This window comes from Lysinibacillus sp. FSL P2-0066 (genome assembly GCF_037969495.1).
In the GTDB taxonomy this organism is placed as follows: Bacteria; Bacillota; Bacilli; order Bacillales_A; family Planococcaceae; genus Lysinibacillus; species Lysinibacillus boronitolerans.
On the sequence record NZ_CP150202.1, the window covers coordinates 3,766,569 to 3,783,543 of the forward strand.

A 16,975-nucleotide genomic window follows, 5' to 3' on the forward strand; every position below is an offset into this window, starting at 1 on the left:
ACATCCAATGTTACTTAAAAAACTGCAAACCTTTATAAATTTCACTTAGCACCTCTTCGTCCTGCTCTGTAGCTTCTGCTTCATGTAAGGCAGTTTGTGCTGTATCCCCGCCAATCTTACCTAAAGCCCATGCTGCTGTGCCTCGAATGACAGGACGGTCATCTTTATGAAGTAGAGCAATCAAATCTGGTATGGCGGCTTCCTCTTTAAAATGAGCTAGTGCCAAGATGGCATTACGCTGAATAGGCTTTTTCCCACGCCATGAGCCTGAAACATGTCCAAACTTTGCCTTAAATTCTCGATTAGAAATCGTTAAAAGCGGTGTCAATAATGGTTTGGCTAGCTCTGGATCTGGCACAAATTCTTCATGTATCCAATTAATTTTCCCTTTATTTTTAGGACATACTGTCTGGCATGTATCACAGCCATAGAGTCGATTACCGATATGACTACGAAACTCATCTGGTAATGTTCCCTTCGTTTGAGTTAGAAAAGCAATACAGCGCTGTGCATCCAATTGTCCACCTTGAATTAATGCTCCTGTTGGACAAACATCCAAGCACAGGCGACAATCTCCACATTCATCCTCCATTGGCTTATCTGGCGCAAATGGAATATTTGTAATAAGCTCTCCTAAATACACATAGGAACCAAATTCAGGCGTTATAATTGAGCAATTTTTTCCGCTCCACCCAATGCCTGCTCGTTCAGCTACCGCACGATCTACCAGTGCTCCTGTATCAACCATTGATTCAATACGTACACCTTCGACATGTTTCTCAAGCCAAGCAGATAATAGCTTTAATCGCTCACGTAATGCTGTATGATAATCGACACCCCATGAAGCACGGCAGAAAATTCCACGTCGCGCACCCTTTTTACCAATTGGTGCATTTTGCATACGTGAAGGGTAAGCAACAGCTATTGCTATAATGCTCTCTGCTTCATCTAGTAATTGAAGGGGTTCTGTACGCTTTTCAATATCACTTTCTTCAAATCCTGATTGATAGCCGAGCTCCTGCTGGCGACGCAATCTGTTTTTTAATTCTGTAAAGGGAGCTGCAGTTGTAAAACCTATTTTATCAACACCAATGGACATCGCATATGCCACAAAATCACGTTGTAGGTCGTGTATGTTCATTTTATTTCCAACTCCTTACATGGTACAATATTAGAAATAGATAAAGTAGGTGATGTTCATTGGAAATTTCCATTAACCAAACTCTATTAACGCAACATCCCGAGCTAAAAATCGGCATTATTCATTATACCAAAATTGTTGTAGCGGAATCCCCTCAAATGATTAAAGGGCGTATGCAATTGTATCAAGAAAATCTCTTTCTTGAAATGCAGGAACTTCCTGTCACACAGCGTGAGGGTATTGCGGAATGGCGCCAAGTCTGGAAAAAGCTTGGTGCTGATCCAAATCGTTATCGCCACTCAGCAGAAAGCTTAATGCGTCGAATTAGTAAGCAAAACTATTTAACACCAATTCATTCGGGTGTTGATTTAAATAATTTCTTTTCTCTTCAATATGAAATGCCAATTGGGCTATATGATGTCGCTCAAATCAAAGGTTTTGTAGAAATTGATCTTGGTCATGATGAAATTGGTTATGAAGGTTTGAATGGGCGCTTTAACACATTAGAAAATATTCTGTATAGTCGTGATGAGGTAGGAGCATTTGGCTCACCTTTTGTTGATTCTAAACGCACAGCTGTCACAGAGGAAACAACTGATGCGTTACATATTTTTTATTTCCGCCCTTCCTTAACAAATGATGCAGCGAATGAACTGCTAGCGTCAGCTGGGAAAATGTTTAATCAAATTCATGGCGGACATTATCAAATAGCCCTTTTATCAAATGATGTACCATCTATAACACTATAAAAAGGACGTGTTTTCGTGATTAATCTTGCAGAAGCTGTTAAACTAAAAAGTATTTTAGGAAAGAAAACTCAAGAGCTAGTAAACGAACTACATCGCAGTGCCTTTGTAACAGTTGAAAAGGGACAAGCCCCTAAAACAAGTAATCGAGCACTCCCCCTTATTGAAGCTGACTTAGCCCAAGTTCGTCTAGATACTCGTACATTAGACCGCCTCGTTTACGAAGCAAACATCCAAAACACAGTAGACTTTAAAGGGCAAAAGCTAGCACTAGTAGAAGCCATCGAACTAGCAACACAACTCCGTGCCGAGGCTGATTTGTGTAAAGATTTCAGTATGCGAGAAAAAGAGAGTGTAAGATTTGGCTATGGCGAAAATACAATGTTATATGAAATCGCTTTGTATGAGCCAGATGAATACCGAGAACGAGCAACGCAACTCGAAAAGGATGCACATAAACTATCCAATCTTATCAATTCAAAAAATTACAGTATTCAAATTAATTTTGACGATTCCCGCTATTTCTAGACTCGGGGCGGTGAGACTCCAAACCGAGTTGGATGTGCTGTTTTCAAATCTAGCTTTTTTGGCTAATTAGTTAAAAACCAATAACAAGTTACCTGTTACTGTATGACCGATGACTAATGACCAACTATAAGCAATGGCCATACTCAAAACAACTTGATTCCATTTGAAAACGCCATCCAAGGCTCTCCTACATTTATGTATGGAGAGCTTTTTTATTTACTCAAAGAATAATTTGGATGACTAGTTTGCCCCATTCAAGGACAAAATGGAAGTATCTATAGGAAAGGGGTCATACTATGACACAGCAAAATGATTCAACACATGAGCAAGATATGACATTGACCAATCGACAGGGACATCCCATTACAAACAATCAAAATTTAAGAACAGTTGGTAATCGCGGTCCTGCAACACTTGAAAATTATGATTTTCTAGAGAAGATGAGCCACTTTGACAGAGAGAGAGTTCCAGAACGGGTTGTGCATGCTCGTGGTGCTGGAGCACATGGGTATTTTGAATCCTACGGTGTTGTTGGCAAAGAACCCATTTCTAAATATACACGCGCAAAAGTCTTTCAGGAAAAAGGGAAGAAAACGCCTGTCTTTGTGCGCTTTTCAACTGTTATCCATGGTGGGCACTCTCCAGAAACATTACGTGATCCCCGTGGTTTTGCAGTAAAGTTTTATACAGAGGATGGCAACTGGGATTTGGTGGGCAATAATTTAAAAATCTTCTTTATCCGCGATGCGCTGAAATTTCCAGACATGATTCATGCTTTTAAGCCTGATCCCATTACTAATATTCAAAACGTTGAACGTTTCTTTGATTTTTGTGCTAGCTCACCAGAAACCTTCCATATGGTAACATTTGTGTACTCTCCATGGGGAATTCCTGCAAATTATCGTATGATGCAGGGTTCTGGGGTTAATACGTACAAGTGGGTGAATAGTGAAGGCAAGGCAGTCCTTGTCAAATATCATTGGGAACCGCTTCAAGGAATTAAAAATTTAACACAAAAAGAAGCAGAAGAAATCCAACAGAAGAATTTCAATCATGCTACACAAGATTTATATGATGCCATCGAACGTAAAGACTTCCCTGAATGGGAGCTACATGTTCAAATTATGGAGGATGGTCCACACCCTGAGCTTGATTTTGATCCATTGGATGATACAAAGCTTTGGCCTAACGATCAATTCCCATGGTATCCAGTGGGCAAAATGGTATTAAACAAAAACCCTGAAGATTATTTTGCTGAGGTAGAACAGGCTACTTTCGGCACAGGGGTACTTGTTGATGGCTTAGACTTCTCTGATGATAAAATGTTGCAAGGTCGTACTTTCTCTTATTCTGATACACAACGCCATCGTGTAGGAGCCAACTACTTACAGCTTCCAATTAATGCACCGAAAAAACGTGTAGCAACCAATCAACATGGTGGGCAGATGATGTATAAGCGTGATTTGGCACCTGGCCAAAATCCACATATTAATTATGAGCCATCCATGTTGAATGGATTAAGGGAAGCAACACAGGCTGGTAAAGAATATACACCATTCGTTGAAGGAAACCTTGTTCGTGAATCAATTGATCGTCAAAGTAATACCAAACAGGCTGGTGAAACTTATCGTAACTTTGAACAGTGGGAGCGCGATGAACTTCTTGAAAATTTAATACGTGATCTATCGGTCTGTCATGAGGACATTCAAAACGCCATGATTGCTTTGGCAGAAGAAGCCGATGAAGAATATGGTCGCTTACTGAAGGAAGGTTTGCACAACGCTCAAAAAGACTCCTCAGCATCAAAACCACTTGGCAATATCAATGGTGATCAAGCACCTCAAGATGCAGTGAAGAAAGGACACGATGCCGAACCTTATTAACGAAGCTAAAAAAAATGATCCAGGGGGCGTCCGCTGAGCCGCTTCACTCACTTCCGTTCGCTCCAGGGTCTCATCTGCGACGCTAAATCTCCTAGGAGTGAAGCTGGCTCCGCTCCAATCAACCATTCTGCAAAGGTCTTTACTTTTTCATAGATCAAATAGCCCATTATCGGTATTTAGACCTCTCGTGGGATACGAGACAGGCAAGCCTCTAAACGGAGCGGTAGCGGAGGAAGCGGCTCGGCGCTCACACAGGAAAGCAAGTAGCCTGCAACGGAAATCCATTTCTACCTTTCAATTGACTGTTTTGCAACATTAAGAAAAGACATTACATTTTTTGTAATGTCTTTTGCTTATTGTTCATATGCCTTATACCAATGATAAGGTTGAATTTCCTTTAATGATTTAAATACCAATTCACCATCTGCATTCGTAATCGCCGCCTTTACATTCTCTCCCCAATAGAAAAGTCTTTCCTGGCAGACTCCACAGGGTGTCAGCACTACAAATTTAGATGTTTCGTCTTCCCTAGCAACACAAATCGAATGCGTAACCTTTGTATTCAATTTATGTGCCTCTAGGATGGCACCTGTTTCCATACATAATTCAGTAGCAGCATTCATGACCTCTGGTGCGACACTTGTTAAAATTTGCCCATCTGCGGTATATAAAGCTGCGGCTCCTCCCCATCCAGAGGGGTATCTTTTTTCTGCTAATGCTACCGCTGCTTCATAAAGTTTTCTTTCTATATTCATCTTACTTACGTCTCCTTATTCCTCATGCACGCCTGGTAATAGCCTCAACATCTTTTCCTGTGCATCTAAAATAGCCTCTGTTCCTAATGGAATGGCAATATTCGTTGTTTCATGTCCAATTTTAAATCCTGCCACGACTGGAATCCCTAAATCTGCAAAATACTCCTTCATTAACGAATGAAGTGCCGCTTCATCAGATCCTGTCTGTGTAAATGAACCAATGACGACTCCTGCTAATTGCTCAAGTTTCCTTGCTTGTTTTAAATGCTGAAGCATCGAATCAATAACTGGAATTGTTTCATTTACATCCTCTATTAATAAAATCCTGCCTTCAGTCCTCACTTCAAATTTGGTACCAAGTGTGCTGACAAGACGATAGAGATTTCCTCCAATTACTTCACCACGTGCGATACCTCCAGCAATCGTTGTTAACGGAGAAATCGCCTCTGTATACTGAATTTCCATCGGAGAGAATAGCTGTAAAAACATTTTCTTTGATAAATCATCCATCTTATTAGCTGACATAAGCATTGGCCCATGAAATGTTACCATATTGGCATATTCATTAATCGCACAATGTAAATATGTAACATCAGAAAAGCCCCAGAAAATTTTAGGATTTTCTTCTATTAAGGCATAATCAATTTTTTCAGCTAATCTGGCAGAGCCATAGCCTCCCTTTACACAAAAAATGGCTTTGACTTCTGGGTTTTTTACCATCTCATGAAAATCAGCTAATCTGATTTCATCACTCCCTGCTAAATATTCATGTTTTGCATGAATCGTTTCACCCACAATATAGCGAAGTCCCAATTCGTCTAAAAAGGCTACTGCTTCTCCTAGTTTTTCAGGCTCAACAAGACTTGAAAGCGCAACAACACCAACTAAATCTCCCTCTTGTAAACATGGTACGGTACTTTTCACAGTTATTCCTCCTCTTGTTTTCCTTATTTTAGCATAGCAAAACTTTAGAGGCATTGATTATTACTATGCTAGATGCCTATAATTAACCTTAATATTCGAACAATAAAGGAGTTATCGCATCATGAAAATTCCACCATTTATATTATTAGTACTGGCAACTCTTTTATGGGGTGGTAATTTTGTTATTGGACGTGCCGTTAGTGGAGCTATCCCTCCCCTAACACTGGCCTTTTTACGCTGGTGTGTCGCATTTATTATCTTTTTTCCCATTGCATTCCGCCAATTAAAGCGCGAATGGCCGATACTAAAAAATCATTGGTTCATTGTTATCATTCTATCGTTAACAGGTGTTACAGCATTTAACACGCTTGTTTACATTGGATTGCATTACACAACATCCATTAATGCATCGTTGATGAACTCTTCTACGCCCATAATGATTTACTTACTCTCCTTTATTTTTTTAAAGGAAAAACTATCAAAATTTCAGTTAATAGGGACCGTTTTATCTCTGAGTGGAGTTGCCTTTATTATAATGGGTGGCTCTTTTACAAGGATTGTCAATTTTACTTTCAACAAAGGGGACTTAATTGTAATCGCAGCGGTATTTTGTTGGAGCGTGTATTCATTGCTCATTAAACTGTATGCAACTCGATTACCAGGGCAGTCTACCTTTCTAGTGACGATTGGAATTGGAGCTACTGTGTTATTCCCTTTTTCTCTCTATGAAACACTGTCTAGTACTACAGCAATTCATTGGGAATGGTCAACCATTGCTGCTATTTTATATGTTGGTATTTTTGCCTCTATCATTGCTTTTCTCTGCTGGAACAGTGGTGTTATACAGCTTGGAGCGAACAAGGCAAGTATTTATTTAAATTTCATTCCTGTTTTCTCCTCCATTTTTGCCGTCCTTTTTCTTGATGAGCAATTGCATTCATTTCAGCTTATAGGTGGACTAGCGGTTGTTGCAGGAGTTATTCTATCAGGAAAAACAAATAAGCAAAGACTTCAATCCTAAGAAGTCTTCGCTTATTTTTCCTAATTCGTACCGCCATAAATTATTGTAACATTAGGATGGTTTAATAATTGGCTAGCTGGAAATTCTTCTGTAATATGACCACTTTTCAATTTTTCAATCGCTGGGAGTTTTTTTTCACCAAAGGAAATGAGGATGATTTCCTTTGCCTTCATTATGGATTGAATGCCCATTGTAATCGCATGTGTTGGTACTTCAGATGGATCATCAAAGTAAATAGCATTTTCTGTTCTTGTGGACTCTGTTAACTCCACGATATTCGTCTTGGAATCAAACGATGTGCCTGGTTCATTAAAAGCGATGTGTCCATTTACACCAATGCCAAGAAGCTGTAAATCAATGCCTCCTGCTTCTTCAATGCGCTTATCATATGCAGCACATTCTTCTGCTAAATTGGCTGCCTTCCCATTTGGCAAATGGATATTTTCCGGCTGTATATCCACAAAATTAAATAAATTCTCATGCATAAATGTAAAGTAGCTTGCTGGACTTGTTTGCTCAAGACCTACATACTCATCTAAGTTAAAGGTTTGTACTTTTTTAAAAGATAAATGGCCAGCCTGATGTCGAGCCACTAATTTCTTATACATACCTACAGGTGATCCACCAGTTGCTAAACCTAAAACACTATCAGGTTTCTCTTGTATTTGTTTGGAGAAAATAGTAGCTGCCACTTCACTAAGTTCCTCGTATGTATTCACTTCTATCCATTTCATTCTTTATACGATACCTACCTTACTATCAATATTATTAACTAATATGTATAATATTTCACTTTATAGTAGCTAATATATTAATCTTACTAGTTATTTATCTATTTTTCTATCATTTCCTACTTCATTTTATGCGTGTAATCCTAGACTATTTCGGTTATGTTATTAATAAGGAAGTGAGGCGATTGTATGAATGAACAGATTCAGCACTATTTACAGCATATTCAATTTCAAGGAACGTTAGAGCCATCTATACAGCTACTTGGACAATTACAAACTAAACATCTATTAAACATTCCCTATGAAAATTTAGATGTTGCCTTGAACCGTGGGATCTCCTTCGCTATTCCTGATTTATTTCAAAAAATAATTATTGATAAACGTGGTGGCAATTGTTTTGAACTAAATATCTTATTCAGCTGGCTCTTACGGGAGCTTGGCTTTTCTGTCACCAATCGCTATGCACAGTTTTGGCGCAACATAACGGAAAATACTCCTCCAGAGGAAATCCCCATGCATCAATTATTGTTAGTGAATGATGGTGGTCAATTCTATATCTCGGATGTAGGTGTCGGTGCCTTAGCGCCCTGTAAACCAGTGCCACTGATTGCTGGCCATCAACATCGTGAAGGTAAAGAATTATATAAAATAGATTATGATGAAGCGAATGGTTGGATGCTGTTGGAACAAGCTAAACATAGTTGGCGTTTGCTTTATAGTTTTCACGATAATGCCAATGATGCAAAATTTGCACCGCGACTTTCCAAGCAAATAAATAAAATTGCTATGATTCGAACCACTCGTGGTCGTCATACCATGATGAACAACGAATTTAGAATTTATGAAGGTCAATCCTTAACTACCTATACAACAAACACTGAGAAGGAATGGCTGCAAGCTCTACAGCGTTTTTTTCATATCTCATTACAACAATAAAGGAAAGCAAGTCCATCGGTGGCTTGCTTTCCTTTTCAGATTATTTCATTGTCCGATTGAGCAATTCAAACACAACTATGTCATTGTGTAGCTCTTTGACTAATCCTATATCATCTACAAAATAATAAGTTTTCACCACATCACTAAATTCTGACCTTTTCTCTACTATAACCACGCCCGTATATTGCACTTCACCAGCTTGTACTGTGCCATCAGTAGATTTTACAGTTACTCGTTCCCCGGCAGAAATCCCTGGATCATCTTCATGTAAAACAACACCTATTCTAAGTGGCAGTTCTATATATAAATCATAATGTGTGTTAGCTTCACTAGCAACGGCTTGACCGTATGCTCGATCATGACCATATAAAAGCTCATCAGAAATAGTTTGTCCTGTAGTTACATTTTTGACTGTCCATACATCATTTTTACCGTCGTGTTGCTGATATTGATAGTTTAAAGTATAACGCTTATTGTCACTTAAAGAATAATAGGCATACGTATATTCAAATGCGGGGTCCTTTAGCAAGTTAGGCTTTGATAGCGTCATTGCTCTTGCTAAAAACGCTGAGAAATGGGCGCGTGTAACAGGGTCATTAGGTTTAAACGAACCATTCTCATAGCCCCTTACTAAATGATTATGGGCCAGAGTTAAAATTTCTTTATAACCCGGTGTCTGCTTACTCACATCTGTAAAATAATAAGGATCTGAACCTTTTAATTGAAAGGCCCTACTTAGCACAATCGCCATTTCCCCCCTTGTAAGCGGTGCATCTGGTTGAAATTTATGGGCTGTATCAAATATACCTTTATTTTGCACAGCCGCAATTTCTTTATAAAATTTATGGGTGGTTGTTACATCTTGATAGTTTGGATTTTGTACATGGATCGTGTTTAATCCTAAAGCACGTGTTAGCATTACAGCTACCTGTGCTTTCGTAATATAATCATTCGGCTTGAACAAGTTATTCGAATACCCTTTCGCAATATCCTGTTCTACTAAATAATGAATTTCCGTCGTCAATGTATCATCCGTTAGATCGATAAAGTTGGCTGCCTGCACTTCCTTTGGTAAAATACCAATCGTTATCAGGATCAAACATACTAGCTTCAATATGTTCTTCACATTATCCCTCCTCCTTCGATTCTTTACCCATAAAGGCGTATTCATATGCTTAAAATGAAAAAAGCCTCTATTAAAAGAGACTTTATTCGTTATTTTTATATTGAATTAATCCAATCCCTATTCCAGTCGGATCGACCAAATAAGCAAGATAGAAATCATCAAACGCCATTTTGTCACGCAAAATAGTAGCACCGTTGTGTTTTGCCTGTGCAATGACTTCGTCAATTGCATCGACTTCAATTTGAATTCTTGTACCATGTGGAAAATCGCTTGGTCCTTTACCAATGCCACCATTTATTCCAGCTTTGTCTTCATTTCCAGTCATAACTGCCCAATAATCCCAATTTGGAGCTGCCACCTCCCAGCCAAACACTTTACTATAAAAAGCTGCCGCTTTCTCCGGTTCCTGACTATTTAATTCAAAGCCAATCACTCTTCCCATCCATATGCCTCCTCTTTATTTTTAGCATAAGCAAATAATTCAACAATTAATTGGAATTCCCTTCCTAAAGGCTTTAGAAATTTGACAATATTCCGAATAAAAAATTTATGTATTTAATTAGTTAGAAAATTATGTATAATTAAATTAGAACGACTGTTCAAATCATTAAAGGAGTACAACATTGAGTAAAAGACGCTATGACAGTGATAAGGCAAAGATTGAAATTATCAAACACGCCATCCAATTATTTTCTCAACATGGCTATAATCAGACATCTGTTGGTGATATTGCGAAAGCCTCTGGTTATAGTAAAGGACATATTTATTATCATTTCGAAAATAAAGAAAAGTTATTTGTGCTTTTGGCGCAGCAATCGATGAAAAATTGGCATGACAAATGGTTGCAACAAGAATCTTCATACACCACATCAACAGATAAATTGTATGGTATGGCCATGCATGTCCTCTATGAGTATCAAACACCTTTACTAAAGTCAGGTCAGGAGCTGGCATCTAATCCAAAATCAAGTCCTGATTCTATACAACAGTTATTTAATTTAGCTATTACGCCAATGAATACTTATCGAGCAATTCTTCAAGAGGGCATCGACAAAAACGAATTTATTAATGGCAATGTTGATACATGGACCATCTTACTTGGTACATGGCTAGGTGGATTATGTCAGCTCACCAATACTCAAAATTTAAAATCATTAGAACCACTCTTTCAACAGGCAATAACGATTTTCTTAAAAGAAATTAAAAAAGGTGGGATTTAAATGAAAGTAGGTTTAATAGGTGATAGCTTAACAGAAGGTCGTCCAGGCGTTTCATTTTATAATGTCTTGAAACTTCAATATCCTCATATTTCATTCGATAATCTTGGCAATCCAGGCGAGACGATTAAAAGTTTATTTACTCGCTTGGAAAAAGCACCACTCCAATCTTCCTATGATCTCCTTATTATTTGGATAGGCGTCAATGACGTCTATTCAAAATTATTAAAGATGCAAGCACAACCAGTGGCGAAGGGTCATATTGAATTCGAAGAGTACTGCCTCAAAGTAGTAGAGAAGGCACATGCCTCTTCTAAAAATGTAGTGTTAGTATCTCCAGCATTAGTAGGAGAAGATCTTCAAAATCACTCTAACAAAGAATTAAAAGACCTAACGTCCGTTATGGAGTCCATTGCATTGAAATCTGGCAACATTTATTTTGTGAATATGCAAAATATCTTTAAAGAGCATTTAGAGCATTTAGAGCATTTGGAGTGCTCAGGCTTTATTAATACGAATGTAATAAGAGTCCTACTGGATGTTTTATTTTACAAAAATCCTTTACGTATCGATAAATTATCTCAAAAAAGAGGGCTACATTTAACTTTGGATGGTGTTCATTTAAATAGTAAAGGTGCTGATTTAGTGGCACAGCAATATAGCTCTATCATTGAACTTTATAAAGACGAAGGAGACAAAATCAGGAGGTTCTAAAGATGAGAAAGGTTGCAGTTGTTACAGGTGGTGTATCAGGGATAGGAAAGGCTATTTGCCAGGAATTAATTGCTCGCCATATATTTGTCATTATTGCTGATATTCAAGAACATGAGGGTCGTATATTAGAAGCAGAGTTAAATAAGGATGCTGTTCATGCAAAATTTGTACCTTTAAATGTAACCGATTACAAAAATGTAGCTTCTGTCATTCATGATGTCTTTGAAGAATTTCACCGTATAGATTATCTGTTTAATAATGCTGGTATCGCTATGTATGGAGAGATGGGTGAAATGACTATTGAGGATTGGAAGGAAATTATGGCCATTAATTTATGGGGTGTCATTTATGGGACTCAAATAGGCTACCCACTTATGAAAAAACAAGGTTTTGGACATATCGTCAACACCTCCTCTGCTGCAGGGTTAGGGCCTTCTCCTTTTTCTACTGCATACGCCACTACCAAACATGCTGTTATAGGGCTAACAACCTCTCTACACTATGAGGCTGAGGAATTTGGGATTAAGGTGAGTACCTTATGTCCAACCTTTGTGGATACACCAATATTCGATAATGCAAAGGCGATTCATATGGATAAATCCATTATCACCCAACAATTAAAGCAGCAAAAAATGATCTCACCTCAGCGAATTGCAAAAATGGCTATAGAAGGTGTTCATCAAAATAAGCCTATCATTTGTCCAATGCCCATGCGCAAAACTCTGGATGTTGTTTTTACTATTTTTCCTTTTCTACACAAAGCGTTAATGAGAATGGTTTGTAAAGTGAGTCGTAATGCACGTTTAACCTAATATTACACAAGGCTCCCTGCTAATGGGAGCCTTGCTTATTTTATAATACGACACCATCGCTCATTTTAATAATACGATCTGTATAAGCCAACATTTCTTCGTCATGCGTCACTAATAATGTTGTTATATTTAAAGTTTTTGTTAATGTTCTTAATAACAACATAATCTCTTTTGAGCGCTGTGAATCTAAACTTGCTGTTGGCTCATCTGCAAACAATACTTTTGGTTGATGAATAATGGCACGAGCAATCGCTACACGTTGCTTCTCTCCCCCTGACAAGGAAGAAGGATAGGCAGTTTTACGATGTTCCATTCCAACTAACTCCAATAGCCGATTGACTTCATATTTCTGTTCATTCTTTTTTAATGAAGATTCAGCAACATCTAACATTAATAACAATTGCTCCTCCACTGTCAAAAATGGGACGAGATGTGCAAATTGAAAAACAAAGCCGAATTTACTTGCACGTAATTTTCGTATCTGTTCAGTGCTCATCCTAGTTAGATTTTGTTCGTCAAATAGCACTTGCCCATCTGTTGCTGGTTGTAATCCTGCTGCTATCGTTAATAATGTACTTTTCCCAGAGCCAGAAGCACCTACCAATGCTGTAATCTCTCCCTCTTTTAAAGAAAGATTGATGCCCTTTAAGATTTCCTCCTCGACTTCTCCATTCTTAAACGTTTTTCGTACTTCATCCATTGTAAATACCGTCATGATTAAGCCTCCCCTTGCTGTATTGCTTGTAACGGTTCAATTTTTTTAATTTGTATTCCTGATAATGTAGCACCGATAAAGCCTATGAGTAGGAACACAATGGATAACTGTGTTGTAGTACCCATTGATAAGGTGAATGGCATCCCCTTAGGAGCAACGACGTTGAAAAGCTGGCTAAGGCTGACTGATACAATAAGTGAAAAAATTGTAATAATAGCCATCTGTGTCCAAATCATTTTAAATAGCTTACTTGTTTTTAATCCAATCGCTTTTAAAATGCCATACAAGCCAATTTTTTGTACATTCATCATATAGAAGAAAATAGCAAACAACATCCCACTAATCACCACTAAAAACCAGATAATCATATTTAAAGATAACTGTTCCGCATTATAACTAGGGATAGTATTGAGAAATTCTTTATTGCTATAAGCTTGCAATCCCTTAATATCATTTGACTCACTATTTGGTACAAAAATTAACTGCTTATCATCTACTCGATACATCTCCTGATAAGCCTTTTCACTAATATAAGCAACGGGAGCATGGCTATATTTTTTTTGCTCTACAAAACCTTTTACAATAAACTTTCCACCGTACTGATTATTCGTTAATATATCTCCAACTTGAATTCCTTTATCTTGCAGCGAACGATCCAAAAGCACCTCGTTTTGTTGCACATTGCTAAAAAGTTTAGATTCCGTTGATGTCACAAAGGCTACACTTTGCTGTTTATCATCCTGATCGTTTAAAAAGCCCATCTGGATCGAAAATGCTACTGCCTCTTTTTCTTTACTAAAGACTTCCTGCTGGAGATTGCTATCGATTCTTGAAAGATTAAACGTGCCATCCACATCCTCAGCCATATAAAATTGTCCCTTCGGCAAATCCTTAATTAAAGCTGCATTATCCTGTGACAGACCATTTGCTAAACCCGAGATAATAAACGTTAAAAAACTAACTAGGAAGATAATGGAGCCCAAGATTAAAAACCGTACTTTATTCTTCTTCATTTCTTTCCAGGCAAGATTCATCACTAACCCCTCCATTTCTTTGATTACTCATAGCTTATAATTGTTAAATGAACAGAGCATGAACTAATCGTTAAAATGTAGGGATGATATAGAAAGCCACTCTATAAAGGCATTTTTATCCCATAGAGTGGTTTCTTTTGTGAATTTTATTTATCTTTACTTGCTAAAATCTTATTTTGTTATAGAACCTCGCCTTGAATGAATTGCTATTTTTTGATTTCTAATCACGGTCTTACTATTTTATACGAACTGTGAACTTCAATTGTTGTATGAATATAGTACCTATAATAGAAGACAAGTACACATTTATCTATTAGTTAACGTTACCACGATCATCGTGATTACATATAATATAGCTGTTGTATAGGCAACAATAAGACCCATTCAGTCTACCTCTTTTTTATCTATGTTTATATACATTCTATAATTTTTTACAATAAAAAAAGAATCCCTAATAAATCAAGGATTCTTCGTTGTAATTGATACCGGTGGTCGGGGTCGAACCGACACTCCAAAGGAACACGATTTTGAGTCGTGCCTCAAAATTATTTAATCTGTATTTAAACGTTGAGATACCGTGATATTTACGTTAATTCAACAGTAAATTGTGGTTATTACTGAAACACTTCATACGATTACTGAACTTTTTCATTATATTAATTTTCACCTTATTTTGCAAGATAATCATCAAATCCGTTTAAACTAAAGTAAAAACACCAGTTTTTCAACCAGTGCTTTTTTGACTACTTCAATTCTTTTAAACTACTATCTAAACTTTTCTGTCTTTCTAACTCTATAACCCACCAAATCAAATGTTCTTTTAACTTATCAATATCCCAAAATATATCTGCTGACATACAATATCCTTCAATAATATCTCTAGATAATCTATCATTTTCTAATTTTAAATACTCCAATAGTTCATTTAATATTAATTCACTTATTCCTGAATTTCTGTAAGTATCAATAAAGTCTATATATAGTTCATCAAAACTTCCTTTTACTTGTTTTTTATGACGTTTATGTTTCAAGTTTTTAGTCGATTCGACTTTATATTGTTCCACCTTGTCTACAAATTTAGTTTCCACTTTCGAAATCATTCTTAATAGATTTATTAGCACTACTGGTAGTTTATCAGAATCCAAAGTATTAATCTTTTTTATCCGTTCCTTAGTTATCATTTCCATATAAATTAATCACCTCACTAAAATATTATATAGGAAAAATTAGTAAACAAATTTGCTTAGTTTTATAAAGTAATTAAAATAAATGTTTACCAATACAAAATATTTAGCCTATTCAACATCACCGTAATACTTAAAAATTTTTTTCATTATTGAAAACGGCGATAAACCTTTATATATCAACACTCCAAACATTAAATTTACTATTTTTGAATATTAATATTCAAGTTTTTCCCACTTATTTATGTCATAATAGTGCATGTACTAACGAACTAAAATTCTAAAGAGGTGTATATTATGGATGAGAAACACTATGAGTTATTACTTACCATTCAGAAGGACATTGAAAAAATAAGTAATAATATTGTTGAACTAAAAGACGCTGAAGAAGTGAAGTTAAATTCAATCCAAGAAGCTGTATTTAAACGTGTTCAAGTTGAAATTGGAGAAGTTGCGGATAAATTAAAGGCTGATATTGGCTATGCAACTAAAAAATTTAATGATTTGGATATCAGTATGTTTAAAGCCACATGCTACTTAGATGAAATAGGGAAAAAGATTTTAGATTTGGAGAAAATGTTAAAAGGAGAGTAATCCACGAAGAGAAAGGCTTTACAAACTTATAGCAATATAAATCATCAGAAGCTTTCACAAATAGGGAAATGTTTTTTAGCTTAATTACGATTGAAATTTCAAAAGAAATCCACCCATCTAATTCTATATAAGAATTGGGTGGGGTGTTCAGAAATTTTGTACTTTTTTAAGTTCATCTTGTTCAACATTTAACCAAGACTATCAATTTTCTTTTCAACTTTTTCCACTTCAGCTATCTCGACTCTCACTGTCTACTCAATTAAAGCGTTTGTTCATTTTTTGTTTCATTTCTGCCATTTCAGCTTTAAATTAGGCTTTCATGTCGTCCATGCCTCCAGTAGCATGTCCATAAACGCTTTTTTAGCTTCATTATCATTCATATCAACCATTGTTAAATTCCGCCTTTCAATTAGAAGAAAAAAAGCACTCTTTCGAGTGCCTTGTTTTTACTGCTTGTCTATTACATTTAATATCATGCTGTGCTTGCCTACTTCACCAGCTAGGTAATTAATATACCCTGCATGTTTAGCTGTTTTCTGTGTGATAGTGTCAACATTTTCAACTACTCTATTGTATTCTTCCATAGAAACCTGTTTGAACTCATTTACTTCAATTTGTAGTTCTTTGATTTCCTTTTCCAAACCATCAAAGCGTTGGTGCATGTCTTGCTTCAGTTCTTTCATTTCAGCTTGCATACCTTGAAGCATTTCCATAATCTGCTTAAGTTCGTTTTCCAATACAGTTCACCCCAAATTCAATAATATCATTTTAATCTGTAAGCAAGATTGCTTAATTTTAATTATGGGATATTTTTAAATTAGAGATTTCGGTTAAAGGAAATTATCTAACTTGGGTAGTAGGAACACAACAAGGAAAAGAATACAAAAAAATCCCCTACCAGTTCATATAGCGAA

Annotated in this window: 19 protein-coding genes; 9 read left to right on the plus strand and 10 right to left on the minus strand. The window is 36.7% G+C overall.

The window, feature by feature from the left end; all coding sequences use genetic code 11:
- Positions 1-10: 10 nt before the first annotated feature.
- The gene (gene queG, locus MKZ14_RS18700; protein ID WP_258859072.1) at positions 11-1,141 is read right to left on the minus strand and encodes a tRNA epoxyqueuosine(34) reductase QueG; all 1,131 of its coding nucleotides are present in this window, start codon (positions 1,139-1,141) and stop codon (positions 11-13) included.
- Positions 1,142-1,200: 59 nt separating this feature from the next.
- Between queG and MKZ14_RS18705 the strand changes: the two genes are divergently transcribed.
- The 3 genes from MKZ14_RS18705 to MKZ14_RS18715 all read left to right on the plus strand — a co-directional run bounded on the left by MKZ14_RS18705 (position 1,201) and on the right by MKZ14_RS18715 (position 4,298).
- Entirely contained in the window at positions 1,201-1,890 is a 690-nt protein-coding gene (locus MKZ14_RS18705) for a phenylalanine--tRNA ligase beta subunit-related protein (RefSeq protein WP_339280333.1), read from the plus strand.
- Positions 1,891-1,905: 15 nt separating this feature from the next.
- On the plus strand, positions 1,906-2,415 hold the full coding sequence (locus MKZ14_RS18710; protein ID WP_016993723.1) for a hypothetical protein: 510 nt from the start codon (positions 1,906-1,908) through the stop codon (positions 2,413-2,415).
- A gap of 296 nt (positions 2,416-2,711) precedes the next feature.
- On the plus strand, positions 2,712-4,298 hold the full coding sequence (locus MKZ14_RS18715; protein WP_339280334.1) for a catalase: 1,587 nt from the start codon (positions 2,712-2,714) through the stop codon (positions 4,296-4,298).
- Between the two features lie 353 nt (positions 4,299-4,651).
- Here MKZ14_RS18715 and MKZ14_RS18720 read toward each other — a convergent pair whose 3' ends face one another.
- Both MKZ14_RS18720 and MKZ14_RS18725 read right to left on the minus strand, forming a co-directional pair.
- Positions 4,652-5,053, minus strand: a complete 402-nt coding sequence (locus MKZ14_RS18720) for a cytidine deaminase (protein ID WP_339280335.1) — start codon at positions 5,051-5,053, stop codon at positions 4,652-4,654.
- 15 nt (positions 5,054-5,068) lie between these two features.
- Positions 5,069-5,977 carry an LD-carboxypeptidase gene (locus MKZ14_RS18725; protein ID WP_036075895.1) on the minus strand — a complete coding sequence of 303 codons (909 nt, stop codon included), beginning with the start codon at positions 5,975-5,977 and terminating at the stop codon, positions 5,069-5,071.
- Between the two features lie 121 nt (positions 5,978-6,098).
- On the opposite strand from MKZ14_RS18725, the gene MKZ14_RS18730 reads away from it, so the two are divergent.
- The gene (locus tag MKZ14_RS18730) at positions 6,099-6,998 is read left to right on the plus strand and encodes a DMT family transporter (RefSeq protein ID WP_339280336.1); all 900 of its coding nucleotides are present in this window, start codon (positions 6,099-6,101) and stop codon (positions 6,996-6,998) included.
- 20 nt (positions 6,999-7,018) lie between these two features.
- Here MKZ14_RS18730 and nagB read toward each other — a convergent pair whose 3' ends face one another.
- Positions 7,019-7,732 carry a glucosamine-6-phosphate deaminase gene (nagB, locus tag MKZ14_RS18735; RefSeq protein WP_333006776.1) on the minus strand — a complete coding sequence of 238 codons (714 nt, stop codon included), beginning with the start codon at positions 7,730-7,732 and terminating at the stop codon, positions 7,019-7,021.
- A 186-nt stretch (positions 7,733-7,918) separates the two neighbouring features.
- Between nagB and MKZ14_RS18740 the strand changes: the two genes are divergently transcribed.
- Positions 7,919-8,665, plus strand: coding sequence for an arylamine N-acetyltransferase (locus MKZ14_RS18740; protein WP_016992093.1), 747 nt, complete (start codon positions 7,919-7,921; stop codon positions 8,663-8,665).
- Positions 8,666-8,705: 40 nt separating this feature from the next.
- Here MKZ14_RS18740 and MKZ14_RS18745 read toward each other — a convergent pair whose 3' ends face one another.
- Complete coding sequence (locus tag MKZ14_RS18745) at positions 8,706-9,791, minus strand: S-layer homology domain-containing protein (RefSeq protein ID WP_036075897.1); 1,086 nt, start codon at positions 9,789-9,791, stop codon at positions 8,706-8,708.
- A gap of 82 nt (positions 9,792-9,873) precedes the next feature.
- Positions 9,874-10,233, minus strand: coding sequence for a VOC family protein (locus MKZ14_RS18750; RefSeq protein ID WP_016992092.1), 360 nt, complete (start codon positions 10,231-10,233; stop codon positions 9,874-9,876).
- Between the two features lie 181 nt (positions 10,234-10,414).
- On the opposite strand from MKZ14_RS18750, the gene MKZ14_RS18755 reads away from it, so the two are divergent.
- Genes MKZ14_RS18755 through MKZ14_RS18765 form a run of 3 tightly spaced genes read left to right on the plus strand, consistent with a single transcriptional unit; the run spans position 10,415 to position 12,534 of the window.
- Complete coding sequence (locus MKZ14_RS18755) at positions 10,415-11,011, plus strand: TetR family transcriptional regulator C-terminal domain-containing protein (RefSeq protein WP_339280337.1); 597 nt, start codon at positions 10,415-10,417, stop codon at positions 11,009-11,011.
- A complete protein-coding gene (locus MKZ14_RS18760) occupies positions 11,012-11,722 on the plus strand; it encodes an SGNH/GDSL hydrolase family protein (protein WP_339280338.1) in 711 nt (236 codons plus the stop codon).
- Between the two features lie 2 nt (positions 11,723-11,724).
- Positions 11,725-12,534 (plus strand): SDR family oxidoreductase, encoded by an 810-nt coding sequence (locus tag MKZ14_RS18765; RefSeq protein WP_016992089.1) that lies wholly within the window; start codon positions 11,725-11,727, stop codon positions 12,532-12,534.
- Between the two features lie 40 nt (positions 12,535-12,574).
- Here the strand turns inward: MKZ14_RS18765 and MKZ14_RS18770 are convergent, their stop codons facing one another.
- The 3 genes from MKZ14_RS18770 to MKZ14_RS18780 all read right to left on the minus strand — a co-directional run bounded on the left by MKZ14_RS18770 (position 12,575) and on the right by MKZ14_RS18780 (position 15,470).
- Positions 12,575-13,249, minus strand: coding sequence for an ABC transporter ATP-binding protein (locus tag MKZ14_RS18770; protein ID WP_339280339.1), 675 nt, complete (start codon positions 13,247-13,249; stop codon positions 12,575-12,577).
- A gap of 2 nt (positions 13,250-13,251) precedes the next feature.
- On the minus strand, positions 13,252-14,283 hold the full coding sequence (locus MKZ14_RS18775) for an ABC transporter permease (RefSeq protein ID WP_339280340.1): 1,032 nt from the start codon (positions 14,281-14,283) through the stop codon (positions 13,252-13,254).
- Positions 14,284-15,026: 743 nt separating this feature from the next.
- Complete coding sequence (locus MKZ14_RS18780; protein ID WP_333006782.1) at positions 15,027-15,470, minus strand: hypothetical protein; 444 nt, start codon at positions 15,468-15,470, stop codon at positions 15,027-15,029.
- 294 nt (positions 15,471-15,764) lie between these two features.
- Here MKZ14_RS18780 and MKZ14_RS18785 point away from each other — a divergent pair, with 294 nt between their 5' ends.
- Entirely contained in the window at positions 15,765-16,061 is a 297-nt protein-coding gene (locus tag MKZ14_RS18785) for a hypothetical protein (RefSeq protein WP_333006784.1), read from the plus strand.
- Between the two features lie 446 nt (positions 16,062-16,507).
- Here the strand turns inward: MKZ14_RS18785 and MKZ14_RS18790 are convergent, their stop codons facing one another.
- The gene (locus MKZ14_RS18790; RefSeq protein WP_333006786.1) at positions 16,508-16,798 is read right to left on the minus strand and encodes a hypothetical protein; all 291 of its coding nucleotides are present in this window, start codon (positions 16,796-16,798) and stop codon (positions 16,508-16,510) included.
- Positions 16,799-16,975: the final 177 nt, after the last annotated feature.